The organism is Bacillus sp. DU-106 (genome assembly GCF_004799705.1).
In the GTDB taxonomy this organism is placed as follows: domain Bacteria; phylum Bacillota; class Bacilli; order Bacillales; family Bacillaceae_G; genus Bacillus_A; species Bacillus_A cereus.
The window spans coordinates 1,449,273-1,475,089 of sequence record NZ_CP026607.1 but is presented as its reverse complement, the minus strand read 5'-3'; the positions used below and the strand labels follow the sequence as shown (position 1 = coordinate 1,475,089).

The following is a 25,817-nucleotide window of genomic DNA, read 5'->3' as shown; positions in this document are numbered from 1 at the left end:
CACCTCAATTTCTTACCTTTCAAACAACAATAATTTATATAATGTTACTATACCACGTTTTATCTCATCTTAATGAAAAGATGCACAAAAAAGCTATCTCCGCAATGGAGATAGCCTTTCTACTTATAATATCGTACCCGCTTTTTCAGCACCTAACATTTCAATAATTTGATTATTATCGTCTAGTACTGCAATTTTTGGTTCTTGTGTATGAATCTCTTCTTCCGTAACTAGCCCATAACAAATAATAATTACTTTGTCCCCTGGTTGTACAAGTCTTGCCGCCGCACCGTTTAAACAAACAACACCACTACCGCGTTCCCCTTTAATAACGTATGTCTCTAAGCGAGCACCATTATTATTATTTACAATTTGGACTTTTTCGTTTTCTACAATATTTACTGCATCCATTAAGTCTTCATCAATTGTAATACTACCTACATAATTTAAATTTGCCTCCGTTACAGTTGCACGATGTAACTTTGCTCTCATCATTGTGCGAAACATAGATGCTCCCCCTTATTTAACCGTTAATGTTATATTGTCAATTAATCTTACATTTTCAAACTTAACTGCAATAGCTAAAATGATTCTTCCTTCGACTTTCTCTACCATTGTTAATGACGGATATGCATATAAATCCGCATAATCTACAGTGCCTTTCGTATGCGTCTCAATATAATCTTTCACAAGATTTGTAATGATTTCCGGATTACGTTCACCTGCCTCAATTCTTTCTTTCGCTATACATAGGCTGCGGTATAAATGAAGAGCTTCTTCACGTTCATCTTGTGATAGGTACACGTTACGAGAACTTTTCGCTAAACCATCTTCTTCCCTTACAATATCAACTGGTACGATTGTAACTGGAATATTGAAATCAGTTACAAATCCTTCAATTACTGCAACTTGTTGAGCATCTTTCATACCGAAATAAGCACGCGTTGGCACCGTAATATTAAATAGTTTCATCAGTACAGTTGCAACACCAGCGAAATGACCAGGTCTTTGTTGACCGCATAATACGTCCGTGCGCTTCACAACTTCTACTGTTGTTGTTTGTTCTGCTGGATACATTTCTTCTACACTCGGATAAAATAAATAATCTACACCGTTTTCTTTTGCTACATTTTCATCTCTATCAATATCACGAGGATATCGATCTAAATCTTCATTTGGGCCGAATTGTAGCGGGTTTACAAATACACTTAAAACTACAATTTCATTTTCTTCTCTTGCCTTACGTAATAAAGTAGCATGGCCTTCATGTAAATAACCCATTGTTGGAACAAAACCAATACTCTTTCCACTTGCACGAAGTTCGCTTGTAATTTGCTGCATCTCTTGCACTGTAGTTACGATTTTCATTATTGTTTTCCTCCGTATAACGCTAAGCATTCTTCCTCTTTCATTGTGAACGAATGTTTTTCTTCAGGAAATTGCCTTGTCTTTACTTCAGTAACATATTGTGAAATCCCACGCACAATCTCCTCTTGAACAGACGTATATTGCTTCACAAATTTCGGAACACGATTTACGCCGTATGAGATAAGATCATGATAAACAAGCACTTGCCCATCTACTTTTTGTCCTGCACCAATCCCAATTGTTGGTATTGTTAGTTGCTCTGAAATAAGTTCTGCTAACTGCATTGGTACACATTCTAACACAAGCGCTATTGCACCAGCTTCTTCACATTTCTTTGCATCTTCTATTAATTTTTTTGCACTCTCCGCATCTTTTCCTTGCACTTTATATCCACCCAACACTCCTACAGATTGAGGGGTTAAACCTAAATGCGCTACAACAGGAATTCCTGCGTTCGTCAAATATTGAATCGTCGATATAACTTCTCCAGCACCTTCTACCTTCAGTGCGTGTGCCCCGCTCTCTTGAACGATGCGACGTGCATTCACCATCGTTTCTTGTAATGATACGTGATACGACATAAATGGCATATCAGTTACAATAAACGTCTCTTTCGCTCCACGGCGTACAGCTTTCGTATGATGAATCATATCCTCTACTGTTACAGGTACTGTTGAATCGTATCCGAGTACAACCATTCCAAGAGAATCTCCAACTAGAATCATATCAACTTCAGCTTCTTCTGCTAATTTAGCAGATGGATAATCATACGCCGTTAGCATTGTAATCGGCTCACCTTGCTCTTTCATCTTCAAAAAATCTGTTTTTGTTTTCAAAAACTACTCCTCCTTTATGCAGGAGAGAGGAGATGGCCGAAATCATATAAAAAACCCCTCTGACCATAAAAGGGCAGAAGGGTTGTGTGTTAGTCGGCATTATTCATCCCTCTGTCCCAGTCCGTTATTGGATCAAGGCAGAATCCAAGTTATTATTTTTCGTATGACTTCGAATCATGGTGCAGTTCGCTCTGATACTGCCCACATTCGAACTAATTATAGCAAACTACAAAAAGGAATTACTACATTTTTTTGAAAAAATAATTTTTTATTCTTATTACGGTATATGAAATTTAACACGAGAGTATATATGCTATACAGTTTTTATGGAGAATTCAATCCTGAAAAGATACATGTTTTTTCAACGCATGCTAAAAAAGTCCAAGTTAATTTTTTCTGTAATCCATTTAACTGTATAGTATAACTCTTAAACTAATGATGCAGGTTAATTGAGGAAAGTACTTAACAAAGGAGAATTGCAGATGTCTATGAACAGGTGGTTATTTCGATTCAGCAGTTTGCTTGTAATGATTGTATGGTGGATGTCTTTAGGATCCTCCCATGTATTTGCCTCAGTTACTGTCGTAACACCCCCCACCGATTTAACGAAAGTGATTGAGGTTGAACTAAATGATGATTACTTTAATCCAAATGTTATCACGATTCCGCTTGAAGGATCAACAACATTACTATTGAAAAATAAAGGTAAAAACGAGCACACCTTTACAGTGAAAAAACTCGGCATTGACGTCGTAATCGAGTCAGGAAAAGAAAAGCATATTACCGTGAAACCTAAAAATACTGGTACATATGAATTAATATGTCGATACCATCTTCTTAAAGGAATGGCAGGCAAAGTAATCGTCAAATAACATGCCCTGCCAACTAGGCGGAAGATATTTTGAAATGAACTTTAAATATGAAAAAAATTTATTATCATGTTACAAATTCAACTCAAAACTATTGAAATAAAAAGAAGTTCCAAAAGAGGAACTTCTTTTACTTAATTTCAATATCTGCAGAATGAATATGATGTACTTTCCCCTCATGATCCTCCAGAAGTAATACACCATCCTCTGTGATTCCTTTTGCTAACCCCGTAATTGTCTCTCTCATCGTTCGAGCGGTAATTTCTTTCCCGATGCTCACAGCGTAACTTTCCCAAAGAATTTTAATGACAGAGAAACCATTTTGTAAATACTCTTCATATAATTTTTCTAGTTGTAAATAGATTTGTTGCATAAGTTCTGCACGAACAATCGGCTTACCTGATTCAATCGCTAATGAAGTAGCAATGTGCTGAATTTCTTCATCAAAATGTTCTTGCTTTTGATTCGCATTAATACCGATGCCCATAATGACAGCATTAATTTTATCAGGATCCGCTTGCATTTCTGTTAATATACCTACAGCCTTTTTACCTTGAATTAAAATATCATTTGGCCATTTTATTCCTACGTTTACACCCGTGCATTTTTCAATTGCCTGTGCAACACTAACGGCCGCTAACAAAGTAAGTTGCGGTGCATGATGAACTGGGATTGATGGGCGTAAAATAATACTCATCCAAATCCCTGTTCCTTTTGGTGAATGCCATTTTCTGCTTAAACGACCTCTTCCCGCTGTTTGTTCTTCTGCTACAACGACTGTTCCTTCTTCTGCACCTTCATAAGCAAGTTTTGCTGCAATGTGCTGCGTTGATTCAACAGTTTCTTCAAAATACACTGTTCTACCAATCCGCTTCGTTTGTAGCCCTAACTGAATTTCATTAGCGGTCACTTTGTCTGGCTTACTTGCAATTCGGTAACCTAATCGACGCACAGCTTCAAGTTCATATCCCTCACTCCGCAGATCCTCCATATGTTTCCACACAGCAGTTCTTGAACAACCAAGTTTATCACTAATTGTTTGGCCGGATACAAACTCGCCATCCGCTTCAGAAAAAACTTGCAATAACTGCTTTCTTATAGTAGATTGCATCCTTGTAGCCACTCCCTTATACGCTCTTTCTCATTAACTACGTTTCCTTGTACGATTGCTTCTTCGATTTTCTGAAGCATCTCAGCAACCCACGGACCAGGCTTTTTGTTTGCCCAGTTTAATAAATCATTACCAGTCACATTCATTTCTTGACGCTCCTGGATTGGCAATGCATGAAACATTAATTGTACTCGTTCAACAGATGTAGGGTCATAGCGTTCAATCATCGCTTCATATACTCTCTCTGCCATTTCAGCGATATGAATTCCCGTTTTATAAAGAAGGACTGTATCCCAATCCTTCTCCTTTCTAGTACGGATTGTCAATAAAACTGCAACAATATCTTTTATTTTTTTATTCGAAAACTTCCATTGACGTAAAAAGACAGATGGATGTTCTTCTCCGATACAATATAAGAAAAATGCCCACGCCTCAATATCCGTTTCGAAAGAATCCCATTTATACTGCGTAGCTTTTAACAGTCTCTCTTCTGACATTTGTAAATATGGCAAATGAGAAAATAGCTTCGTCTCTACTAATTCTTTGAGACCTTTCACACAATATGTACCAGTTAACAGTTTCTCAAACTCTACTGTAATACGCTCAATTGCTATATGTTCTAGCAAATGCCCATACGTTTCAATCGCTTGCTTCGTTTTCATTTCTAATGAAAAACCTAACGTGCTTACAAACCGAATACCACGCATCATTCGCAGGGCATCTTCTTGAAAACGATCCGCAGCATTTCCAACTGTCACAATTTCTCTCTGTTGAATGGCTTCCTGTCCAGCAAATAAATCGACCATTTTTCCTTCTTCTGTCATAGCAATTGCATTCATCGTGAAATCACGACGTTTTAAATCCTCTTCTAATGAACGAACAAATTGAACACTACTAGGTCTTCGAAAATCTTCATATTCGCTTTCTGTTCGAAAAGTAGTTACCTCATAGGGCTCACCATTTTCTACAACAATTACAGTTCCATGCTCAAGACCAACAGGAACATTTCTTGGGAATATAGCCATCACTTCTTCTGGTAGAGCAGATGTCGCAATATCAATATCTCCAATCGGCCTATCGATAATAAGATCTCGTACGCTCCCACCAACAAAGTAAGCCTCATGTCCTTGTTGCTTTAATGTCTCAATAATAGAACTAGCTTTTTTAAATCTTTCCATTTTTGTCATCCCTTAGTACGTCATAGTAAATCGTTTCATATTGTGAAACAATTTTTTCTGAGCGAAATTGCTCATAAACACTTTCTCTTGCTCGTTCTCCCATATTACGGTGAAGTTCCTCGTCCTTTAATAGCTGAATAGCTTGATTTGCCACTCCTGTTGTATCGCCAACTTCACATAAATATCCTGTTTCCCCGTGTTGAATAACCTCTGGAATACCTCCAACCCGTGTTCCGATACAAGGTACACCACACGCCATTGCTTCTAATAAAACAAGACCAAAACTTTCCTTCTCTGATAGAAGCAACATTAAATCACTCATCGCAAGTAGTTCTGCAACATTATCTTGCTTCCCTAGGAATAAAACGCGATCTTCAATATGTAAATTCTTCACTATCTGTAAAATCGTACAGAATTCTGGTCCGTCTCCAACAAGAAGCAACTTCGCATCTACTTCTTTAACAATTTTAGCAAATGCCTGAACAACATCCTGCACACGTTTCACTTTACGGAAATTCGAAATATGAATAAGTACTTTTTCACTCTCACTTATACCATATTCTTTCTTTAATTGAGACATATTACGCTTGAAATATACACGTTCGTCTATAAAGTTATATACCGTTTGAATTTCTTTACTTGGTTTTACAAGCTCATGTGTTTCGTTAATTAATGAATGCGAGACAGCAGTAACAACATCCGATTGCTCAATACCAAAACGAATTAAATTATTTAACGAAGGGTCGGAACCTAACACAGTAATATCTGTTCCATGTAAGGTTGTAACAATTTTAATACGCTCTCCGATCATTTGTTTTGCTAAATATGCACAAATTGCATGTGGTATTGCGTAATGCACATGTAAAATGTCTAAGTTTTCTCTTTGTGCAACCTCGGCCATTTTACTTGCTAACGCTAAATCGTATGGTGGATATTGAAATACAGAGTATTGATTTACCGTCACTTCATGAAAATAAATGTTTGGATATACTTTATTTAACCGGAATGGTAAACCCGATGTAATAAAGTGAATTTCATGCCCACGTTCCGCCAATTGCTTTCCTAATTCTGTTCCAACAACTCCAGAACCACCTACAGAAGGATAACATGTAATACCTATTTTTAATTTCATTTACATCCCCCTAATAAATCAGCATGTAATAAAACCGGTTTCTTACTCATAAATCCTTCGGCATACAAGACTCCAACTTCTTTTCCAAACATCTTCTCACGAGCAATCACAGTTTCAACGTAACCTTCTGTTAACGGTGTCTTAACACCATCACTCCCTGTTGAAAACTGACTTTCATACGCTTCTAATGCTTCCACCTTTATAGAGAGGTACTCACTTATATCTATACAAAAATTCGGTTTATGAAAACCATTAATCATATAATTATAAAAAGACTCCACACGATGTGGTGAAAGTTCCGGCATATATTTACGGATTCCTGCTGAAAAAATAGCCTCTTCCACAAGCTTTGCACAATTTGCATGATCTGGATGGCGATCTTCATAGTACGGCGCAAAAACTAGTTTTGGTTTATATGTACGGATCACCTTGACAATTTCACGTATATACTCTTCTTTCATATACAAACCACGGTCTGGCATCGCTAAATTCAGCCTCGTTTTTACTCCCACTATACGAGCTGCGACCTTCGCTTCTTCTTTTCTCAACTCTATCGTTCCATTTGAAGAAAGATCAGCTTCTGTTAAATCACAAATACCTACTTCATACCCTTGCTTTGTATATTTAGCGATGGTACCAGCCATGCCGATTTCAACATCATCGGCATGAGCACCAAACGCTAATATATGTAATCCACTCATAATTGTTCCCCTCATTTTCTTAACTTACGATAATCTAAATCTCCTCGCTCTAATGCGTGCATTAACATTTCAGCACTTGCCATATTCGTTGCAAGTGGAATCGCATATACATCACATAAACGAAGTAATGCATTCACATCCGGTTCATGCGGCTGTGCTGTTAATGGATCGCGGAAGAAAATCACCATATCTAAATCGTTCTTTGCAATCATTGCACCAATTTCTTGATCTCCACCAAGAGGGCCAGATTGATATCTTGTTACAACTAATCCAGTCGCTTCCATAATGCGAAGCCCTGTCGTTCCTGTTGCAAATAATTCATGTTGTTCAAAAATTGGTTTATATGCGTATGCAAACGAAACCATATCATTTTTCTTTTTGTCATGTGCGATTAAGGCAATTTTCATCCGTTGTCTCCCCTTTAGTCGATAATATTTTCTAAACCGTACACAAGATGATCAAGGTTCATTACTGTCTCAATTGATAGTTTTACACCTGACATAAATGATGCACGATTGAATGAATCATGACGAACTGTTAACATTTGTCCATCTCCACCAAACATTACTTCTTGGTGTGCAATAAGCCCTGGCAAACGTACACTATGAATGTGAATACCGTCTACATTTGCACCTCGTGCACCTGCTAGTTGCTCTACTTCATTTGGATGACCTTGCTGCTTTGATTCACGATTTTGGCGAATTAACTCTACCGTTTTTACAGCTGTACCAGATGGTGCGTCTAATTTTTGATCATGATGTAATTCAATTACCTCAACATCTTGGAAATATTTCGCTGCCATTTGTGAGAATTTCATCATAAGAACTGCACCAATTGCAAAGTTTGGAGCAATAATTGTTCCTACTGCTTTTTCTTTTGCATTCTCTGTTAAACGTGTCAATTCTTCTTCTGTAAATCCAGTTGTACCAATAACCGAACGAAGTCCACGCTCAACTGCAAGTGTAACGTGTTGTTTCCCCACTTCTGGTGTTGTTAAATCTAACAACACATCTGCTTCTACTTCATCTAAACAAGTATGTAAATCAGCGTAAATCGGCGCATGTAATGCTGGCATGCCAGGTAAATCAGAAATCTTCTCACCACCATGCTTATAATCCACTGCTGCTACTAAATTAAAATGTTCCGTTCTTTCCATAAGAAGGACTGCTTCATGTCCCATACGTCCTCTTGGTCCGGCGATAATTACTTTAATTTCTTTCATTATTCTTTCTCTCCCTCATCAATACGTGTCCAGCGATCTTTATCACGTGTATTAAATTTATTCATTACAATGTTATGTGCTGTCTCTAAATCAATATTTAAACTATTTGCCATACAAATCATAACAAATAATACATCTCCAAGCTCTTCTTCAATACTTCTTTCTTTTTCAGTTGTTTTCTTCGGTTTCTCACCATAATAATGATTTACCTCTCTTGCAAGCTCTCCCATTTCTTCCGTTAAACGAGCCATCATTGCAAGCGGACTGAAATAACCTTCTTTAAACTGACCAATATATGCATCTACTTCTTTCTGCATATCTTTCATCGTTTTTGCTTCCATACTATTCACCTCTAATCCTTCCTCTTTCATGTTAGCCAATTCATCGCGATTTGACAAATATTATTCCCCGCCAAACACCTATTTGCGACCCATTTTTGGATAGACTATAATAAAGTGAAACTTCTTTTGTGATTTTTTTGCAAAAGATTAGTTGAACTAATCGGGTTCCTACGGCTGGTTTGCCTTTCTTCAGAGGTTTATCTCCTACCAGCCGTTGGTACGGGGTAAAGTGAAACTTCTTTTGCGATTTTTGCAAAAGATCAGCCCACACCAATCGGGTTCCTACGGCTGGTTTGCCCCTCTTCTTTGCTTCATCTCCTATCAGCCTTTAGAGCGGGATAAAGTGAAACTTTCTTTTGCACTTTTCACAAAAAATCAGCCCACATCAATCAGGTTCTTACTATTTTCACTAGCAACTAGAAATTACTTATTATTATGTTTTACCGTTTCAGCGGAGCAATGCAATCATTACATAATTAGGGGGATTTCTATATGACATCAAAATTGAAGATGCGAAATATTATTTTTATTTTAATTGGTTCCGCTATATTTTCTTTCGGTATTGTCAATATCAATATTGAAAACCACCTTGCAGAGGGTGGGTTTACTGGTATTACACTATTATTGTATTTTTTATTTAAGTTTGATCCTTCCTATTCAAACTTAATTTTAAATATCCCTATATTTTTTATTGGCTGGAGGTTACTTGGCAGAACGACATTTTTATATACATTAATTGGAACCTTTAGCGTATCTTTATTTCTATGGATTTTCCAGCGTTACGAAGTACTCAACTTACATTTAAACTTGCAAAATGATATGACACTCGCAGCTTTATTCGCCGGGGCATTTATCGGTATCGGCCTTGGAATAATATTTAAATATGGCGGGACTACTGGCGGTGTAGATATTATCGCACGACTAGCGCACAAATATGTTGGCTGGAGTATGGGGAAAACAATGTTTATGTTTGATGCTGTCGTTATCGTCGTCTCTATTCTTACCTATTTATCATACCGTGAGGGCATGTATACGCTAGTTGCTGTTTTTATCGGTGCTAAAGTCATTGATTTTATGCAAGAAGGAGCTTATGCTGCCAAAGGAGCGACTATTATCTCAGAGAAAAACGATGAAATTGCTGCCAAAATTTTATCTGAAATGGAGCGCGGAGCAACCTTTTTAAAAGCTGTTGGATCGTATACAAAAGTGGAACGTAATGTATTGTATTGCGTTGTTGCTAAAAATGAAATCGTGAAATTAAAGAATATCATTACTTCTGTAGATCCTCATGCTTTTGTCGCTGTAAGTGATGTACATGATGTAGTTGGTGAAGGGTTTACGTTAGATGAAAATAAAAACCCTTTACATAATTAAATATAACTAGAAAAGCGCCTTAGCTTTTCTAGTTTTTTATTACAAGTCTTTTAAGCTTCTCAAAATCCTCATGAATAAGCTCCAATAAACTCCGATTATAAAAAATGGAAGCTGGATGAAAAGTCGGAAAAACATGATATTCTTTCTCTGACCATGTAAACTCTGCACTTTGCATATCCTTTAATTTTTGAATGGGCTGTTTTAATAATTGCCCGTGTACATCTGTGATTTTTTTATTTTTTCCTGTTAAACGTTGAAGACCGATATTTCCAAGCGTGACGATAAGCTTCGGATGTATTTTCTCTAATTCATAATCTAACAAAGGCGCATGGGCAACTATTTCTCCCTGATTTGGCGTTCTATTATACTTTTTTTGTATGATTTCACCATTTCGTTCTTTTTTCTCTCGCCATTTATAAGGTCTACTCCGAACAGCGCTCGTAATATATACTTCTTCCCTTGTAACGTGGATACGCTCTAAAAAAACCATTAATTGTTTTCCCGCCCTCCCGCTAAACGGAATCCCATTATGAATTTCTGTTTCACCAGGTGCTTCTCCTAACAACATAAATTTGGGATTTTCAGGACCTTGTCCACTTAAAAAACCTTCTAGTTGATAAGGAGCACTACGCTCTTGTACTTGTTTTACTAAATGGTCTGGATATTTCATTTCCCCCACCACCTTTCCGCATTACTTCTATTATTTCTATTTGCAATACATTATATAATTCAATCCACACAACAAAAAAAGACTATCAAAATTGATAGTCTTTAGTCGTCGCTACGCTGCATACCAGTATACATTAATACGAGACGTAATAATTCAAATACCGCTACAGCTGCAGCTGCTACATATGTTAATGCTGCCGCATTTAATACTTTACGAGCTTGCCCATATTCATCTGTTGATACAATACCTAACGCTTCAATTTGTTGCATTGCGCGCTTTGACGCATCAAACTCAACTGGCAATGTAACGAGCTGGAACACAACACCTGCTGCCATTAAAATGATACCTAATAACAATAGTTTTGACATTGTCGCAAATATACCAATCATAATAAATACCCATGATATATTCGATCCAAAATTAGCCACAGGAACTAACGAATGACGAATACGCATAAAGTTATAATCTTGTGCATCTTGAATTGCGTGTCCTACTTCGTGTGCTGCAACTGCTGTACCAGCAACTGAATGTCCATAATAGTTATCTGTTGATAATCGAACCGTCTTAGCGGTTGGATCATAATGGTCTGATAAATGACCTGGTGTTTCTTCGACAGCTACGTTGTATAATCCATTTTCATCTAAAATTTTTCGAGCCACTTCCGCTCCTGTCATACCTGATGTTGAATAAACTTGTGAATACTTGCTATAGGCACTACGTACTCTTGACTGTGCATACAACGGTATGATCATTATGATCGCGAAGTAAATTAAATAAAACATCATGAACCTCCATTGAAGTTTTAATTATAGTACTTCTCATTCTATTTTCTTCTGCCACTATTGTCAATGAATAAACCTTACAATCCATATCTTTATTTATTGCATTATCTATTTTTAGAATGTACATTACTTTTTCTTTTTTCTCTCTCTCCTTTATACTTTCTCCATCCAACATAAGTTAATGTGAATAAAATAAGTCCCCCAGTAATTGTCATAAACCAAATGAGAGAGGGTGCAATTTCATCTTTTTTTACTGTGTGAAATATCTTTTGCAAATCCCCTTTAATAATCCCTAATTGCATTTGGCCGCCTTTCGTTTTTAACATAACGTTACGAAATTCATCTAAATAAGATAAATGAACATTTACACGCTGGACCTCGTTTTCTGGCAAAGCAATCATTAAGCTTGGATAAATAATATTGAATTCATTTAAAAACGTATTTAACGTTTGTTGAAACTGCCCAGCATCTTCTTTTTCCATCGCTTTTTCCATTTGAGAAAAGGCATCCATTACTTTCCTTTCTCTTTCCATCCAAAGTGGTTGATATTTCGATACTTGTGCATCAACAGCAAGTTGTAATGCCAGCACATTATCAATTTTAGCTTGCTTACCTAAACCTTCTTCAGAGAGCGATTGTTGCGCCTTATCGTAAGCTAAAGAAATAACTCTAACTTGATCTGGTGTTACTTCCTGCTTCTTTTCATTCCCCTTTATTAAAAACTGCTCCGAGAAATGTTGTAATACTTGTACCGCTTTTTCATCTTCATTACGCTTCACTAACTGTAACGAGTCGTCTAACAACCCTGTTAGCTCATTCCACTCTTCAGCATATATACGTAACGGAAACATTATAATTAGAAATGCTATCAATCCAATTAATGTTCTCTTCATCCCGGTCCCCCCTTAACTACTAGTACAAAATATGTTAATTTGGACAAGAATAGAACAGAACTAGACCGAAAAATATATTATCGTTTTACAAAGAAAAAAATTCTCTTTAAGCAGAGAATTTTTTCTGTGACATCCTTTTCTTTTTTACGAGATATCTATATAAGCTGTAACAAAGTATACTCCCACCTAAAATGAATAATAAAATAGCACACGCAGCATGCATAAAGAACTCTTCTGGTAACATTAATATAATTGGATCCTTTTCAGGATCAAAAACCCAATAATCATTACTAAATAAAAGTTTATGGAATAATACAAAACTCTTTTCAAAATTAATAGCAATTGGTAACATAAGCGCTATCGGAAAAATGATTGTTAAAATCGATCCGTGCAGTAAAAACTTTTCATTTTTCTTTTTTAATAAATAAATTCCGCCTATCACTGCAATCATAATTGTCGCATACATCACATATTGAATCTTTACTAAAATATTTTTAACATCTACAAAATGAATACGGCCATTTGTGGACATATCTAATGTGGGCAAATGTAATGCTCCGTCATAAAACGGGGATAAATATGTAATAAGCACATCGTAATTTCTTTTAATTTCATCCTTCGTCATATCCGCTAAATCAGCAATATTTAAAAAATCAATTTCAAAATAATACAACCATTTTCCATATACAACTGCCGTTGTTGCGAGTGCAAAAATAGAAAATGCTATGCTATATGAAACAACTAAAGTAATTAATCGATCCAATATTTTTGTACCACTCTTATTTTTCTCCATGTTCTCCCCCTAAATGTTCTAACCATCATAAAGAAAATTGTTTTCTTTGCTCACGTAAGCAACAATAATATGTAATACATAGTACAGCAATACTTAACCAAAACGTAAAATAACCAATTTCCTCTACAAACAAATGCATAATTCCATATCGCGGCATTTGCCAAAATAAATAATCAATTGCATCGTTATGCAACGTCCACACAGCTGCTACTATAAAATGCCATTTTTTTATACGATAGAATGGAGCATATAAAAATCCTTGTATTGCCATCGCGAAGTGCGAAAGCATTAACATGTAGCCCATAAGGCCTATAGGCCCTTTTACGTAAATCATAATCGCGTTTACAACAACAGCCCAAATACCATATTTTATTAAAGTTACAATCGCTAACGCTTCTATTAATCCCCAGTTTCTCTTTGCCAAAAAAGCAATTAAAACAAAGACAAAAAAGAGAGTCGCCATAGGACTATCTGGTACAAACGGCCAAAATATAGGTGACGTTTCTTTCAATTGATTTCCGTACCATATAAATCCATAAATTGTACCTAATAAGTTAACAATTAATAAAAATAATAATACCGAGCGTTGTCTTAACATTGCATACAAGTACACCAATCCGTATGTCCAACACCTTTCAAGCAAAGTAATTCATTCACTAAATCCTACTCTATTATAACAAACTTCATCCAACTAAATAGAAAAGCTGACTACAAATTTTGTAGTCAGCTTTTTTATTATTTTTTATTATACTTTGCAACGAATTCCGAAAGCTTCTTCAGTTCCTCATCCGTACCTTTAAATACACCTTTAGGCATTGAACCTTTTCCCTCTTTCGCAATTTTAGCAATTTCTTCTGGCTTTAAAGTTAAGTTTTGCAGTGCCGGTGCTGCTGCCCCGCCTTGTAAATTGTCACCATGACATGTTAAACAAGTATTTTTTTGCATTAATTTATAGCCATCATCATTTTTATCAACTGGCGCTGTTTTTACAATTGCTCCTTGTTTTTTTGCAGCTTCCCAGTCGTGGTGTGCTACAGATTCCCAAGTTAAAAAGATAATCGATGCAATTGCTAAAAGCATAAATCCAGTTGCCACAGGACGCTTCAATGGACGTCTTTCTGGACCTCGATCAAGAAATGGAGCTAACAGTAATGCTCCAAACGCAATCCCTGGCATAATAAATGCTCCAATTACAGTAAATGAACCGGAAGCATACGAATACTTTAATAACTGATACAAGAATAAGAAATACCAATCTGGAAGTGGTATATATCCAGCATCTGTTGGGTCCGCCATTCTCTCAAGCGGCGACGGATGCGCCACTGTTAAACATAAATAACCGATTAAAAAAACTGCACCAACCATCCATTCTTTTAACAAGAAGTTCGGCCAAAATGCTTCTGTTTTCCCTGGGTATTCAGAATAGTCTTTTGGAATATTTGGTTTCCGAGCTACTGGTACCCGAGAATCTCCTACAAACTTCATCCCTTTGCCGCGATGCATAATCTCCCTCCTTTAGTTCTTTCCCCTTTAATTTAGCAATCTCTTATAGTGGACCGGAAATACCTTGTTTGCGAATCATGATGAAGTGGAAGGCCATTAAACCTAGAAGTGCTGCTGGTAAGAAGAAGACGTGAATAGCAAAGAAGCGAGTTAATGTTTGAGCGCCAACAATTTCGGAATGACCAGCGAGTAATGTTTTAATATAAGGACCAATGAGCGGTGTTTGCTCTGCAATTTGAATCCCTACTTTTGTAGCAAATAAAGCTTTCATATCCCACGGTAATAAATATCCGGTAAAACCAAGACCTAACATAACAAAGAAAATAAGAACACCAACAATCCAGTTTAACTCACGGGGCTTTTTATACGCACCTTGGAAGAAAACTCTGAGTGTATGTAAAAACATCATTACAATTACGAGACTAGCACCCCAGTGGTGCATACCACGAACAATTTGCCCATAAGCAACTTCATTTTGTAAATAGTAAACTGATTCCCAAGCATTTTTAATATCAGGCACATAATACATCGTCAAAAACATTCCAGATAAAATTTGAATTACAGTAACGAAAAAGGTAAGTCCTCCAAAGCAATAGACGAATGCAGAAAAGTGATGTGCCGGGTTTACATGTTCAGGTACTTCATGATCAGCGATATCACGCCATATTGGTGTAATATCTAATCTTTCATCCACCCAATCATAAATTTTATTTAACATCTACTTTACACCCCCTCTTGGCTTCGCTTTTCCTAGATACAGCGTTCCATCTTTCACTTTAGACTCGTACACATCAAGCGGAGCAAGGGGTGGCGTACCTTTAATGTTAATCCCATCTTTTGTATAACGACCCCCGTGACATGGGCAAAAGAATTGATTCGGATGTGCTTTGTCCGAATTCCAGTTAACTGTACATCCTAAATGTTTACATACTGGAGAGAACGCAACAATGTCTCCGCTTTCATCTTTATGAACCCAAGCTGATTTTGGTTCTTCAGACTTGTACCAACCATCAACCTGCTTCACTTTAAAATCGAAACGCTTCGGCTCTGTTGTAATATCCTTTACTTGCGCAACAGCAACCATATCCGTTCCCGCTTCTTTTCTTAACACCGGATCAAGCGCAAATCGCGTCATCGGCATTAAAATACCGGCAGCCATAAAGCCTCCTACCCCTGTGAGTGTGTAATTTAAAAATTGTCTTCTTGACACGCGATGTTCTTTCTCGCTCACGAAAATTTCCCCCCTCTATCAGAAATTGTCCCCTCGTGATAAATTATATAAAAAATAAAAACTAGGACACTATCATGATATAATACGCTCATGCACAGGTCAATATCATACTACTCATAATAATAAGAACTTTCTGTTTATTATGAGTTTCCCCATTTCTCTTCCAACATCACCATTATATTTTTTATATGTGCATGAATAACTTCTCTTTTTGCTTGATCACTAAATTGTTCTAATGCTAATGAAGGAAACCAAAACAAATCTCCCTGTAACTCTTGCATATCCTCTTTCCATGAAAAATCACTTGTAACATAAGCAATATGCTTAAAACCTTCACTTCGTAAATGATTTGTCCATTCTTGCAAACGACCTTTTTCATTCTTTTGACTTTCTACCAAATACGTAAACGCAGGCAGTAAAAGCACTCTTCCCTTATACTCTCTTTCCAATTCCGTGCTCAACAATTCGATAAATTCACCTTGTTCTACAACCATTTTCATTTCTTTTGCTGCCGAAATTGATAACAGCGGTATTACTCCTGTATCAACATACTCTCTTGCTTGCTCAAACTGTTCCACATCTTTTACAATCCACTTCAAATTCCTTCCCTCCTTCACTTACAAATGACAGAACTTTCACTTTATATATATTAAACCATACTAAAAGAGGTAAAAAAAGAAAAACTACCCAATATAGGTAGTTTTTCTTGATGAAAGTCTGAAATTTGTAAAAATTTATTAATCCAAATAAATTCTATAAAGTTTTTAACTCTGCCGTTAATCTATGAAACGCTTCCTTATCTTGCTTATCTAACGCTTCATCAATTTGTTTCAAAAGGCGTTCTCTCCTAAACGAAAATACACTTTCTTCCAAAAACCTTTCTGCAAGTAAACGATCTTTTTCATTTACTTCAATATGCTTTGGTAGATATGGGTTTTCTTCTAATACAGCTACATAATTCGCATTTTGAAACGATGATTTAAAGTTGAGTTGAATATAAATATCCTCATCTCGATTTAAACGAATATCATGAAACGATTTTTCAGCATCTGTTGTCATAACATTTTGTTTAAAAAAGTGAAACGGTGTGTCTTTCACACAATTCGCTGACATCACTAAGCCACGCGGACAATATTTTGCATGCTCTACGAAGTGGACTTTATGCATCAATTGGTCGTGACTCATTAAATAATTCAGAATCCATACACATTCACGCTGTTTCAGTTGGTAATTATTCAAAAACCATTTTACAAAATCCTTCTTCTCGTTTACAGAAACAGGGGTATTCATAGCAATTAAGTCCCTCCTCTGTCTTTCTCTTTTCTTTTTAGATTCAAGAAGCGGCATTCAGTTTCCTTCCAACTTATGAAAAATCCTCTAAATTATATAACAACTCTTCAATATGAATTTGTGTCGGGTCTAGTTGTAATAACTGGGTAAATACTTCTTTCGCCTCTTTTCGTTTTCCTTCTTCCAATAAGAAATAACCGTACTCTTCTAAGAAGTCTGGATGATTCTTAAAAGAAGTATATGCACTTTCATAGTGTTTTAATGCATCCGAATACATTTCTAATTGTTTTTTTGCATACGCAAGATCCCAAAGTAGTTGTGTATCTGGTTCTCCACTATCAATAGCACGCTCTACAATTGCAATTAACTCTTCGTACTTTTCTTGTTCTTTTAAGATATATGCATATTTTAATGTTGCACCTAAATGCCCTGGATCTAACTCAAGCGCTTTTTGAAGAACTTCCTCTGCTTCTACTATTTTTCCTAATTTCGCCGCAATGTTCGCTAACTCTACATAAAATGGAACTGAAAGCTCATCTACTTTAATTCCTTCATGAAGCGTTTCATAGCTTTCTTGAAGCATTCCTTCTTTTTCATAGCTTTTCGCTAAATACATGTACAGTGATGCGTACTCAGGGTCTAATTCTTTTAATTCTTGCCAAGCACCAATTGCTCTCTGATATTCTTCACCTTGGTATAATGTGAAGGCATATCCAAATAATGAGTGAATATCTTTTTGTTCCTCTAGGCCTGCTTCATAATAAGAAATCGCTTCTTCCCAGTTTCCGATCGCGCTTAACGTTTCTGCGAGGCGAAGTGCGATCACAACACCACCCATTACTTTATGTTCCGCTAATAGCGATTCATAATAAGTAATTGCCTTTTGTTCTTCACCTTTACTACTATATAATTCTGCTAACCCAAACGTAATAACAGGTTCATCAGGCATCATTTCTTTCGCCTTTAATAGTTTTTGCTCTGCTACATCATCAAAACCTTGCATTTGGAATAAATCTGCAACAAGTAATAACGATTGAACATATAAATCGTCATTTTCTGGAATATCATGAAGCACTTCAATCGCTTCATCTTCTTTATCTAGATCAATATATAATTCTGCTAAAAATACAGTGAATTCACTTTCTTCTGGATACAGTAAACGTAAGTCTTCAGTAATTGCTAATGCCTCATCTGTAAATCCAAGTGTATGATAGTAACGAGCGATATCATACTTCTCTTCATCATTCGCAATTTTTAATTGTTCTTTTAATAATTGTAATCCTTTTTCTGCTTCACCATTTTCAATATATGAAACAGCTTGTTCAAACTTTTGCATAAACGTCTCCTTTAATTCTAAAAAATATTCTCTTCTGTTCATTTATCATAAGCAACTCACTGTTAGAACGCAACCTTTAGAATGAGCATGCTTCTTCTTATACTTCTTCCTACAGAGTAGTTAATTGTTCAAAAGGTTCGGATATGACACCGATACCTTATCATCATCTTCTATTGTACCGCTTTCTTTTATGACCGTGCAAATAACTTCTCTCACTAATTATCAAGCCATACAAACCGTGGTTTACAGAATAACTTAATTAGCAGTCTTCAACCTTTATTTTGAATGCGATAAAAAAGGCTCCTATAATAGGAGCCTCCACAATCTCTTAAGAATATGTTTCTTCTTTCTGTACTTGCTCATTTACAAGCTCTTTCAGTAACTCTATAATTTCATCATTTTCTTCCTTCAAACCGACAGTAATACGAATACCATCATCGATACCAAATGCAGCACCAGAACGAACGATATATCCTTTTTTCATTAATCGTTCGAAAGCTTCATTACCTGGTATACCGAGTTTTAAGAAAATGAAATTTGTTTGAGATGGATAATAGAATACGTTATATTCTTTACAAAATGCATAATACTGATTTAAACCTTCAGCATTCTTTTGCACACACTCTTGTAAAAAAGCTTGATCTTCTAATGCAGCGAGTGCTACAGATTGGGCTACAGTTGATGTATTGAATGGTAACCTAGCTACTTCTAGCTGTCCGATTAACTTCGCATCCCCAATCGCATATCCGATACGAAAAGCAGCTAAACCATATGCTTTTGAAAACGTGCGTAAAACCATAAGATTTTCATACTTTTCAAGAAGTGGTAATGTTTGCGGATAGTCTTCTGCTTCCGCGTATTCATAATATGCTTCGTCCATAATAACGAGAGCCGACTTAGGAACTGATTCTAAAAATGAAAGTAATTTTTGTTTCTCAACATATGTACCTGTTGGATTATTCGGATTACAAATCCATACAATTTTCGTTTTCTCATCTACTTGCTCTAGCATTGCATCTAAATCGTGAATACCATCTTTAAGTGATACTTCACGAACTTCTGCTCCTTCAATAACAGCATGGTGATGATATTGTGAAAACGTAGGATTCGCCATTACAACGTTTGTTCCTTCATGTAGTAACGCTCGGCTAATCATTTGAATGACTTCATCTAATCCACTACCAAATAGTAGTTGTTCTGCTTTTACACCTAAATGTTCCGCTACTTTTGTCCGAAGTTCAAAGGCATATCCATCTGGATAAAGGGCATATTGGCTCGCTAAAGAAGTTAATGCTTCTGTCACACGTGCTGAGCAACCGAATGGATTTTCGTTGGATGCTAATTTCACAATTTTTGATAAACCATATTCTCGTTTTACTTCTTCAATGTTTTTCCCAGGCACATACGCTCTCAAAGTTAACAATTGCTCTTTCACTCTCATTTTTCTTCCCCCAGTCATTTCATTCAATTTGATTACAATACGGTTATAGCCCTTTACTGTAATCTTTTGTCATAACCGTCACTATTACGAGAATACCTCTAAATGAGCACTTCACAGCACTTCGCTATCATTTTAAACCATATCTTTTTGAAATGCCTCTAACGCAATATGAACAGTCTCATCTGAAATAGATACGACATTCACTACCCCATATTCCTGCATAAGCACCATATGAATTGCTCCTGCATTTGCTTTCTTATCTTGTTTCATCAATTGAACGAGGCGCTCTACATTCAAATCTCCTGGCATTTTTGGATAGCCGTATTTCAAGAACCACTGCTTCATATCTTCATAAGCAAGATCAACCTTGTACACTTGCTCACTTAAAAATATGGCGAATAACATTCCAACCGCTACACCGTCACCGTGAGTAATATTTCCATACCCTAGCTCTTTTTCAAGAGCATGTCCTAACGTATGTCCAAAATTCAAATGAGCACGTACACCCTTCTCTGTTTCATCTTGTGACACAACATTTGCCTTTACAGGAATCGCCTTCGTTAATATATGGATTAACTTCTCATCATGAAGATCCGCTAATGTTTGCACTTCTTCTTTTAACCAATGGTATAGCTCCACATCACCGATAAGAGCATGCTTTATCACCTCTGCATAACCTGAACGCCACTCTTTTTCAGGAAGAGACTGTAAAAACGGTGTATGATATACAACTGCTTCTGGCTGATGGAATGCACCAATCATATTTTTACCTAACGGATGGTTAATCGCTACTTTCCCACCCACTGCGCTATCGTGCGCTAATAAAGTTGTCGGAACCTGCACAAAGCGAATACCACGCATAAACGATGCAGCAACAAAACCAGCTAAATCTCCAATCATTCCGCCTCCAAGTGCAAGAATTAAAGAATTTCTATCTAATTTATTTTCAAGAGCTGACGTATGAGCCGCATAGAAATTTTCGAAAGACTTCTCTTTTTCGCCACTTGGTACAACAAACGAAAACACGCGCTGCTCTACTTGTAATGCATCGATAACTGTCTGTAAATGTAGTGATGCAACAGCTTCATCTGAAATAATCATTACGTTAGATACCGCTGGCTGCATATTTTGAACGATCGTTGTTAAGTTTGACAACACTTCTTTACCAACATGTACATCATATTCTTTTGATTTCGTTTGAATATGTATGTTTCCCATTAAAATCCCCTCGCATATTCATTATGTTTCTCAATATTTTCACGAATTAGTTCCATACGATCTAATCCGAATTGTTCTATTAAAGCTGTCGCTAATTCCCAAGCCACAACCGCTTCTGCAACGACACTAGCTGCTGGCACTGCACAACTATCTGAACGTTCAATGCTCGCTGTAAAAGGCTCTTTCGTATCAATATCTACACTTTGAAGAGGTTTATAAAGTGTAGGTATCGGTTTCATCACACCGCGCACAACAATTGGCATTCCAGTCGTCATACCGCCTTCTAATCCACCTGCATTATTTGTTCTTCGTGTATATCCATGCTCCTCATTCCACAGAATTTCATCATGAACTTCACTTCCTGGTCTATGCGCTGCTTCAAAACCAATTCCAATCTCGACACCTTTAAAAGCATTAATACTCATAATTGCAGCTGCTAATTTCGCATCCAGTTTTCGATCATAATGCACGTAGCTACCTACTCCAATTGGCATCCCTTCCACAATTACTTCAACGATTCCACCAATTGAATCACCATTTGCTTTCGCATCATCAATCGCTTTCATCATTTGGTTACCAGCTTCGTCATCTAAGCAACGTACAGGAGATGCTTCGGTAATACTCTTTAATTCTTCAATTGAACTATACGTAATCTCCTTAGCTTGTACACCGCCAATTTCAATTACATGGCCCGCTACTTTAATACCAAGTTCTGCTAACACCTTTTTAGCAACCGCACCAGCAGCAACACGCACCGTCGTTTCGCGCGCTGACGAACGTTCCAGTACATTCCTCATATCTCTATGACCATATTTAATCGCACCATTTAAATCAGCATGCCCAGGCCTTGGTTTTGTCACTTTCCTTTTCATCTCTTTTTCTTCTTGCTCAGTTAAAGGCTCCGCCCCCATAATTTTTGTCCAGTGTGCAAAATCACGATTTTCAACAACAAGTGCAATAGGGGAACCTAATGTTTCTCCATGTCTAACACCACTTAAAATTTGCACTTGATCCGTTTCAATTTGCATGCGTCTACCGCGCCCATATCCCTTTTGCCTTCTAGCTAACTCTTCGTTTATATCATCTGCTACTAAAGACAATCCTGCCGGAACACCTTCTATAATCGTTGTAAGTTGTGGACCATGAGATTCACCAGCTGTAATATATCGCATACGTTATTCCTCTTTTCGTATATGTATTTATCTCACTATATTAACTTTTATCATTCTAAAAATATTAAAGAAATTATATCATAAATCGACCATTTTCTTATTCTATATTTCCGATAGTCCTAATTTAAATATCAACATATCATAACAGTTCAAACTTCGTAACTAACTGAAAATAAAAAAAGTGCAAGAAGAATACCCCTATTCTCCTTGCACTTTTTACTATTATCACAGTGATTAAAGCGTTTACAAATTATTTCAAAATAATTAGTAAATCCATTCATTCATTAATTTTGAGTAGTCAACTAATTCTTCTTCTTTAAAGAAAATAGCAATCTCGCGCTCTGCGCTTTCTAAAGAATCAGAACCATGGATAATGTTTTTCGCAACAGTTACACCGAAATCTCCACGAATTGTTCCAGGAGCTGCTTCATGTGGTCTTGTTTTCCCCATCATGTTACGAGCTGTATCTACTACACCTTCACCTTGCCATACCATTGCGAATACAGGTCCAGATGTAATAAAGTCTACTAACTCACCAAAGAAAGGTTTTTCCTTATGCTCAGCGTAGTGTTGTCCAGCAATTTCTGGAGTGACTTGCATTAATTTTGCACCAACTAATTGAAAGCCTTTTTTCTCAAAACGAGCTACAATTTCCCCAATGAAGGCACGTTGTACACCGTCTGGTTTTACCATTAGAAATGTTTTTTCCATAAAAAATCTCTCCACTTCTGAATTATGTATGTAATTGTATATCCCCACACACATATTATCACCCTTATCACAATTGTGCAATAGTTTTGAAATAGAGAGATTATTTTATTTTTTAGAATAAACCTTAAAATTTTCGTTTTCCAATATACTTTGCAACATTTTGTAATGCGTACTTTGCTTTTCCACGTGGGAGTGGTTTTATTATTTCTAAAGCTTTATGTAAATAACGTTCACTAAACGCAAATGCTTGATCAATTGCTGTACTATTTTTTACAGCATCAATAATTTCTTGCATTTCACTTGCTGTTGAATTTTCATGTACAGATGTGATTTTCTGACGAAGTACGGGATCTTCCATCGCATATAAAGCAGGAAGTGTAATATTCCCTTGTAGTAAATCCCCACCAGCAGGTTTTCCAAGTTTCTCTTCTGTAGAAACGAAGTCTAAAATGTCATCAATAATTTGATAAGACATTCCTACAAAATACCCATACCAAAATAGACGATTTACCGTATCACGATTAGCACCAGCAGCAATCGCTCCCAATTGACAACTCGCGGCAATTAATAATGCTGTTTTTCGCTTTATTCTTCTTAAATACGTTCTTAAATTTTGGTCATAATTGTATTTATCTTTAATTTGTTCAATTTCACCTTTACAGACTTCTAAAATAGTATGTGATAACGCTTGATGTGCCTCTGGAATTTCAATATTGGTTATACATTCAAGAGACTTAGCGAACAGATAGTCCCCTGTATACATCGCAATACGATCTCCCCATTTCGCATTCACAGTCGCACTGCCGCGTCGTAAAAATGCAGCATCAATAACATCATCGTGAACAAGAGAAGCCATATGAATAAGTTCTAACGCAACAGCAACATGCTTAATCGCATCTAACTTATAATCTCCAAATTTCCCTGCAAGCAACACAAATACAGGACGAATTCGTTTCCCACCAGCTTCAATAAGCTGTAATGCTGCCTCTTCTACTAATGGCTGTTCAGAAGCGACTGTCTTTTTTAATTCTTTTTCTATCACATTAATATCCGATCGTAAAAAAGAGTACATAAGTTGTAACTTCATATTGTTCACCTTAACCTAAAACTTCTTTTTTCTATTTTGATTCTGGTTTAATTCCTAAATGCATTGCTGCTACCCCAAAAGTAAATGGTTTCACTTGCACACGTTCAAGTCCAGCTTGCTCAAACATTTGAGCCAATTCTTTCATCCCTGGGAACGTACTAGCAGATTCTTGAAGCCATGAATATTCTTTATAACTTTTCGCAAACATCTTTCCAAATAACGGCATGATATATTTAAAGTATAAAATATACCCTTGTCGAAAACCAATCATTGTTGGTTGAGATGTTTCTAAACAGATTACTTTTCCACCTGGTTTTACTACACGCGTCATTTCTTTTAATACGTGCATATAATCCGGTACGTTACGTAAACCAAACCCAATCGTCACATAATCAAACGTATTATCTTCAAACGGAAGTTCCATTGCATTCCCATGTAGAAGTTCTACTTGTTTTAATTGTAACGCTTCTACCTTTTGCTTACCAACAGATAACATATTTTCACTGAAGTCTAAGCCAACAACCTTTCCTTGCTCACCTACGGCTCCAGCTAGCGCAATTGTCCAATCTGCGGTTCCACAGCATACATCAAGCGCTTGACTGCCTGGTTGTACATCCATAATTCGCATCGTTTCTTTCCGCCACGCTTTATGTCTTTGAAAACTAATTACAGAATTCATCACATCGTATTTATCAGAAATCTTTTCAAATACGTCATGTACTCTTTCTTCTTTTGATTGTTGCATGCTCGTACCTTCTTCCAATGTAAAATTGCTTATGTCTTCTATTTATTCCTTAACACAGAATTTATTTCATTTATGTCTGTGTGATTTTCTAAAAATTGTTTTTCTTTCTTTCTCAATTCCTTCATCCAACCATTAATCACTACTTCTGCTTTATCCCCTAAAGCATCTTGCATAGCTTGAAAAACAGGTGAATGTTGCTTATCAGCATACAATTGAATTTCTTTTTGAAGGCGATTTCCACCTAATACGTATGTGATAAATGGCTTCCAATGTGATAACTGAAAATGATCACATGTTTTTTGAAGGAGCGCAGACTCAATCGTTACTATGCTTTTCATTATGTCATCCGTCGTTTCATGCGCTTTTTGGTATAACATAATTTTGTGTTCATTTATCTCTTTAATTCCTTCAGCAAGTGCACGAATTAAAACAATATCACGATTCATAGACAATAAATAATAATATAGTCCACTATAGTAATCGCCTGCAAGTACTGTTAATTGACGACATTTATGGAATTCAATCTCTTCCTCGCCTGCTTTATTTGATACCCTTTCATGCGTATCAAGCGCAATTTGTACAAGCATAATTGTTACTACGTAATGCTCAATTTGTTCTATATGTAAGTTTGCACTCTTTAAAGCACCATATAACAATGCTATCTTTTCTTCATCAATAAATGGTTCTTCAATATAGTTTATAAAATAAGGATGGCGTAATTTCTCCATCAATTTTTCTTTTATACCCGCATACCCTCCGTAGATGTCACACACAAAAAATCACCCTTGTTTTCTAATTCATAAAACTTATTAT

30 protein-coding genes are annotated in these 25,817 nt (G+C 36.4%); 2 read left to right on the top strand and 28 right to left on the bottom strand.

Going from position 1 to position 25,817, the window contains the following annotated elements:
* Positions 1–123: 123 nt before the first annotated feature.
* The 3 genes from panD to panB are packed head-to-tail and all read right to left on the bottom strand — an operon-like array spanning position 124 to position 2,204.
* Positions 124–507, bottom strand: a complete 384-nt coding sequence (panD, locus tag C3Y97_RS07675) for an aspartate 1-decarboxylase (RefSeq protein WP_000490184.1) — start codon at positions 505–507, stop codon at positions 124–126.
* A 12-nt stretch (positions 508–519) separates the two neighbouring features.
* Entirely contained in the window at positions 520–1,368 is an 849-nt protein-coding gene (panC, locus tag C3Y97_RS07670) for a pantoate--beta-alanine ligase (RefSeq protein WP_000707025.1), read from the bottom strand.
* Positions 1,368–2,204, bottom strand: coding sequence for a 3-methyl-2-oxobutanoate hydroxymethyltransferase (gene panB, locus C3Y97_RS07665; RefSeq protein WP_000851108.1), 837 nt, complete (start codon positions 2,202–2,204; stop codon positions 1,368–1,370). Before panB ends, panC begins: the two co-directional genes overlap by 1 nt.
* Positions 2,205–2,686: 482 nt before the next feature.
* Here panB and C3Y97_RS07660 point away from each other — a divergent pair, with 482 nt between their 5' ends.
* A complete protein-coding gene (locus tag C3Y97_RS07660; RefSeq protein ID WP_065212122.1) occupies positions 2,687–3,076 on the top strand; it encodes a cupredoxin domain-containing protein in 390 nt (129 codons plus the stop codon).
* A gap of 127 nt (positions 3,077–3,203) precedes the next feature.
* Here the strand turns inward: C3Y97_RS07660 and C3Y97_RS07655 are convergent, their stop codons facing one another.
* The 7 genes from C3Y97_RS07655 to C3Y97_RS07625 are packed head-to-tail and all read right to left on the bottom strand — an operon-like array spanning position 3,204 to position 8,758.
* Positions 3,204–4,184: a biotin--[acetyl-CoA-carboxylase] ligase gene (locus tag C3Y97_RS07655; protein ID WP_001192063.1), complete on the bottom strand. Its 981-nt coding sequence runs from the start codon at positions 4,182–4,184 to the stop codon at positions 3,204–3,206.
* Entirely contained in the window at positions 4,169–5,362 is a 1,194-nt protein-coding gene (locus C3Y97_RS07650; RefSeq protein WP_136363244.1) for a CCA tRNA nucleotidyltransferase, read from the bottom strand. The genes C3Y97_RS07655 and C3Y97_RS07650 overlap by 16 nt, the downstream gene beginning before the upstream one ends.
* On the bottom strand, positions 5,349–6,494 hold the full coding sequence (gene bshA / locus C3Y97_RS07645) for an N-acetyl-alpha-D-glucosaminyl L-malate synthase BshA (protein WP_000768305.1): 1,146 nt from the start codon (positions 6,492–6,494) through the stop codon (positions 5,349–5,351). The genes C3Y97_RS07650 and bshA overlap by 14 nt, the downstream gene beginning before the upstream one ends.
* The gene (bshB1, locus tag C3Y97_RS07640) at positions 6,491–7,195 is read right to left on the bottom strand and encodes a bacillithiol biosynthesis deacetylase BshB1 (protein ID WP_071740357.1); all 705 of its coding nucleotides are present in this window, start codon (positions 7,193–7,195) and stop codon (positions 6,491–6,493) included. Before bshB1 ends, bshA begins: the two co-directional genes overlap by 4 nt.
* A gap of 11 nt (positions 7,196–7,206) precedes the next feature.
* Positions 7,207–7,602 (bottom strand): methylglyoxal synthase, encoded by a 396-nt coding sequence (mgsA, locus tag C3Y97_RS07635; RefSeq protein WP_000684765.1) that lies wholly within the window; start codon positions 7,600–7,602, stop codon positions 7,207–7,209.
* A 14-nt stretch (positions 7,603–7,616) separates the two neighbouring features.
* Positions 7,617–8,417 carry a dihydrodipicolinate reductase gene (dapB, locus tag C3Y97_RS07630; RefSeq protein ID WP_000658813.1) on the bottom strand — a complete coding sequence of 267 codons (801 nt, stop codon included), beginning with the start codon at positions 8,415–8,417 and terminating at the stop codon, positions 7,617–7,619.
* A complete protein-coding gene (locus tag C3Y97_RS07625; protein ID WP_002108639.1) occupies positions 8,417–8,758 on the bottom strand; it encodes a nucleotide pyrophosphohydrolase in 342 nt (113 codons plus the stop codon). The genes dapB and C3Y97_RS07625 overlap by 1 nt, the downstream gene beginning before the upstream one ends.
* Positions 8,759–9,250: 492 nt before the next feature.
* Here C3Y97_RS07625 and C3Y97_RS07615 point away from each other — a divergent pair, with 492 nt between their 5' ends.
* Positions 9,251–10,132 carry a YitT family protein gene (locus C3Y97_RS07615; protein WP_000202121.1) on the top strand — a complete coding sequence of 294 codons (882 nt, stop codon included), beginning with the start codon at positions 9,251–9,253 and terminating at the stop codon, positions 10,130–10,132.
* A gap of 28 nt (positions 10,133–10,160) precedes the next feature.
* Here the strand turns inward: C3Y97_RS07615 and C3Y97_RS07610 are convergent, their stop codons facing one another.
* The 18 genes from C3Y97_RS07610 to C3Y97_RS07525 form a co-directional block, all read right to left on the bottom strand.
* Positions 10,161–10,802 (bottom strand): uracil-DNA glycosylase, encoded by a 642-nt coding sequence (locus C3Y97_RS07610; protein WP_000876873.1) that lies wholly within the window; start codon positions 10,800–10,802, stop codon positions 10,161–10,163.
* Between the two features lie 101 nt (positions 10,803–10,903).
* Positions 10,904–11,587 carry a zinc metallopeptidase gene (locus tag C3Y97_RS07605; RefSeq protein WP_011109966.1) on the bottom strand — a complete coding sequence of 228 codons (684 nt, stop codon included), beginning with the start codon at positions 11,585–11,587 and terminating at the stop codon, positions 10,904–10,906.
* 101 nt (positions 11,588–11,688) lie between these two features.
* Complete coding sequence (gene ypjB, locus C3Y97_RS07600; RefSeq protein WP_000831584.1) at positions 11,689–12,477, bottom strand: sporulation protein YpjB; 789 nt, start codon at positions 12,475–12,477, stop codon at positions 11,689–11,691.
* Positions 12,478–12,583: 106 nt separating this feature from the next.
* Positions 12,584–13,270, bottom strand: coding sequence for a lipoprotein intramolecular transacylase Lit (gene lit / locus C3Y97_RS07595; protein WP_071740356.1), 687 nt, complete (start codon positions 13,268–13,270; stop codon positions 12,584–12,586).
* Between the two features lie 25 nt (positions 13,271–13,295).
* Positions 13,296–13,886, bottom strand: coding sequence for a lipoprotein heptaprenylglyceryl N-acetyltransferase LhaT (gene lhaT / locus C3Y97_RS07590; protein ID WP_025709269.1), 591 nt, complete (start codon positions 13,884–13,886; stop codon positions 13,296–13,298).
* Positions 13,887–14,005: 119 nt separating this feature from the next.
* A complete protein-coding gene (gene qcrC / locus C3Y97_RS07585; protein WP_000554603.1) occupies positions 14,006–14,773 on the bottom strand; it encodes a menaquinol-cytochrome c reductase cytochrome b/c subunit in 768 nt (255 codons plus the stop codon).
* Between the two features lie 43 nt (positions 14,774–14,816).
* Positions 14,817–15,491: a menaquinol-cytochrome c reductase cytochrome b subunit gene (gene qcrB, locus C3Y97_RS07580; RefSeq protein WP_000932700.1), complete on the bottom strand. Its 675-nt coding sequence runs from the start codon at positions 15,489–15,491 to the stop codon at positions 14,817–14,819.
* A complete protein-coding gene (gene qcrA / locus C3Y97_RS07575; protein ID WP_136363242.1) occupies positions 15,492–16,004 on the bottom strand; it encodes a menaquinol-cytochrome c reductase iron-sulfur subunit in 513 nt (170 codons plus the stop codon).
* A 140-nt stretch (positions 16,005–16,144) separates the two neighbouring features.
* Complete coding sequence (locus tag C3Y97_RS07570; protein WP_000871313.1) at positions 16,145–16,603, bottom strand: YpiF family protein; 459 nt, start codon at positions 16,601–16,603, stop codon at positions 16,145–16,147.
* A 154-nt stretch (positions 16,604–16,757) separates the two neighbouring features.
* On the bottom strand, positions 16,758–17,294 hold the full coding sequence (locus C3Y97_RS07565; RefSeq protein WP_001095925.1) for a ReoY family proteolytic degradation factor: 537 nt from the start codon (positions 17,292–17,294) through the stop codon (positions 16,758–16,760).
* A gap of 73 nt (positions 17,295–17,367) precedes the next feature.
* Positions 17,368–18,630: a tetratricopeptide repeat protein gene (locus tag C3Y97_RS07560; RefSeq protein WP_001168671.1), complete on the bottom strand. Its 1,263-nt coding sequence runs from the start codon at positions 18,628–18,630 to the stop codon at positions 17,368–17,370.
* A gap of 328 nt (positions 18,631–18,958) precedes the next feature.
* Positions 18,959–20,071 (bottom strand): histidinol-phosphate transaminase, encoded by a 1,113-nt coding sequence (gene hisC, locus C3Y97_RS07555; protein ID WP_071740355.1) that lies wholly within the window; start codon positions 20,069–20,071, stop codon positions 18,959–18,961.
* Positions 20,072–20,203: 132 nt separating this feature from the next.
* Positions 20,204–21,289, bottom strand: a complete 1,086-nt coding sequence (gene aroB, locus C3Y97_RS07550) for a 3-dehydroquinate synthase (protein WP_136363240.1) — start codon at positions 21,287–21,289, stop codon at positions 20,204–20,206.
* Entirely contained in the window at positions 21,289–22,461 is a 1,173-nt protein-coding gene (gene aroC, locus C3Y97_RS07545; RefSeq protein WP_001269384.1) for a chorismate synthase, read from the bottom strand. The genes aroB and aroC overlap by 1 nt, the downstream gene beginning before the upstream one ends.
* A 264-nt stretch (positions 22,462–22,725) precedes the next feature.
* Positions 22,726–23,172 (bottom strand): nucleoside-diphosphate kinase, encoded by a 447-nt coding sequence (gene ndk / locus C3Y97_RS07540; protein WP_000415883.1) that lies wholly within the window; start codon positions 23,170–23,172, stop codon positions 22,726–22,728.
* Positions 23,173–23,296: 124 nt separating this feature from the next.
* Positions 23,297–24,259, bottom strand: coding sequence for a heptaprenyl diphosphate synthase component II (gene hepT / locus C3Y97_RS07535; RefSeq protein WP_000776077.1), 963 nt, complete (start codon positions 24,257–24,259; stop codon positions 23,297–23,299).
* Between the two features lie 31 nt (positions 24,260–24,290).
* The gene (gene menG / locus C3Y97_RS07530) at positions 24,291–25,004 is read right to left on the bottom strand and encodes a 2-heptaprenyl-1,4-naphthoquinone methyltransferase (protein ID WP_001187674.1); all 714 of its coding nucleotides are present in this window, start codon (positions 25,002–25,004) and stop codon (positions 24,291–24,293) included.
* 38 nt (positions 25,005–25,042) lie between these two features.
* Positions 25,043–25,777 (bottom strand): heptaprenyl diphosphate synthase component 1, encoded by a 735-nt coding sequence (locus C3Y97_RS07525; protein WP_000332847.1) that lies wholly within the window; start codon positions 25,775–25,777, stop codon positions 25,043–25,045.
* Positions 25,778–25,817: the final 40 nt, after the last annotated feature.

Coding starts and splice junctions, on each gene's coding strand:
- dapB (WP_000658813.1), bottom strand. CDS start 8,417: ATGAAAGAAATTAAAGTAATTATCGCCGGACCAAGAGGACGTATGGGA.
- qcrC (WP_000554603.1), bottom strand. CDS start 14,773: ATGCATCGCGGCAAAGGGATGAAGTTTGTAGGAGATTCTCGGGTACCA.
- qcrB (WP_000932700.1), bottom strand. CDS start 15,491: ATGTTAAATAAAATTTATGATTGGGTGGATGAAAGATTAGATATTACA.
- bshB1 (WP_071740357.1), bottom strand. CDS start 7,195: ATGAGTGGATTACATATATTAGCGTTTGGTGCTCATGCCGATGATGTT.
- C3Y97_RS07610 (WP_000876873.1), bottom strand. CDS start 10,802: ATGAAATATCCAGACCATTTAGTAAAACAAGTACAAGAGCGTAGTGCT.
- ndk (WP_000415883.1), bottom strand. CDS start 23,172: ATGGAAAAAACATTTCTAATGGTAAAACCAGACGGTGTACAACGTGCC.
- lit (WP_071740356.1), bottom strand. CDS start 13,270: ATGGAGAAAAATAAGAGTGGTACAAAAATATTGGATCGATTAATTACT.
- aroC (WP_001269384.1), bottom strand. CDS start 22,461: ATGCGATATATTACAGCTGGTGAATCTCATGGTCCACAACTTACAACG.
- panC (WP_000707025.1), bottom strand. CDS start 1,368: ATGAAAATCGTAACTACAGTGCAAGAGATGCAGCAAATTACAAGCGAA.
- C3Y97_RS07615 (WP_000202121.1), top strand. CDS start 9,251: ATGACATCAAAATTGAAGATGCGAAATATTATTTTTATTTTAATTGGT.
- panD (WP_000490184.1), bottom strand. CDS start 507: ATGTTTCGCACAATGATGAGAGCAAAGTTACATCGTGCAACTGTAACG.
- C3Y97_RS07560 (WP_001168671.1), bottom strand. CDS start 18,630: ATGCAAAAGTTTGAACAAGCTGTTTCATATATTGAAAATGGTGAAGCA.
- aroB (WP_136363240.1), bottom strand. CDS start 21,289: ATGGGAAACATACATATTCAAACGAAATCAAAAGAATATGATGTACAT.
- C3Y97_RS07655 (WP_001192063.1), bottom strand. CDS start 4,184: ATGCAATCTACTATAAGAAAGCAGTTATTGCAAGTTTTTTCTGAAGCG.
- C3Y97_RS07565 (WP_001095925.1), bottom strand. CDS start 17,294: ATGAATACCCCTGTTTCTGTAAACGAGAAGAAGGATTTTGTAAAATGG.
- C3Y97_RS07605 (WP_011109966.1), bottom strand. CDS start 11,587: ATGATGTTTTATTTAATTTACTTCGCGATCATAATGATCATACCGTTG.
- bshA (WP_000768305.1), bottom strand. CDS start 6,494: ATGAAATTAAAAATAGGTATTACATGTTATCCTTCTGTAGGTGGTTCT.
- ypjB (WP_000831584.1), bottom strand. CDS start 12,477: ATGAAGAGAACATTAATTGGATTGATAGCATTTCTAATTATAATGTTT.
- C3Y97_RS07660 (WP_065212122.1), top strand. CDS start 2,687: ATGTCTATGAACAGGTGGTTATTTCGATTCAGCAGTTTGCTTGTAATG.
- menG (WP_001187674.1), bottom strand. CDS start 25,004: ATGCAACAATCAAAAGAAGAAAGAGTACATGACGTATTTGAAAAGATT.
- hisC (WP_071740355.1), bottom strand. CDS start 20,071: ATGAGAGTGAAAGAGCAATTGTTAACTTTGAGAGCGTATGTGCCTGGG.
- C3Y97_RS07625 (WP_002108639.1), bottom strand. CDS start 8,758: ATGGAAGCAAAAACGATGAAAGATATGCAGAAAGAAGTAGATGCATAT.
- mgsA (WP_000684765.1), bottom strand. CDS start 7,602: ATGAAAATTGCCTTAATCGCACATGACAAAAAGAAAAATGATATGGTT.
- C3Y97_RS07650 (WP_136363244.1), bottom strand. CDS start 5,362: ATGGAAAGATTTAAAAAAGCTAGTTCTATTATTGAGACATTAAAGCAA.
- hepT (WP_000776077.1), bottom strand. CDS start 24,259: ATGAAGTTACAACTTATGTACTCTTTTTTACGATCGGATATTAATGTG.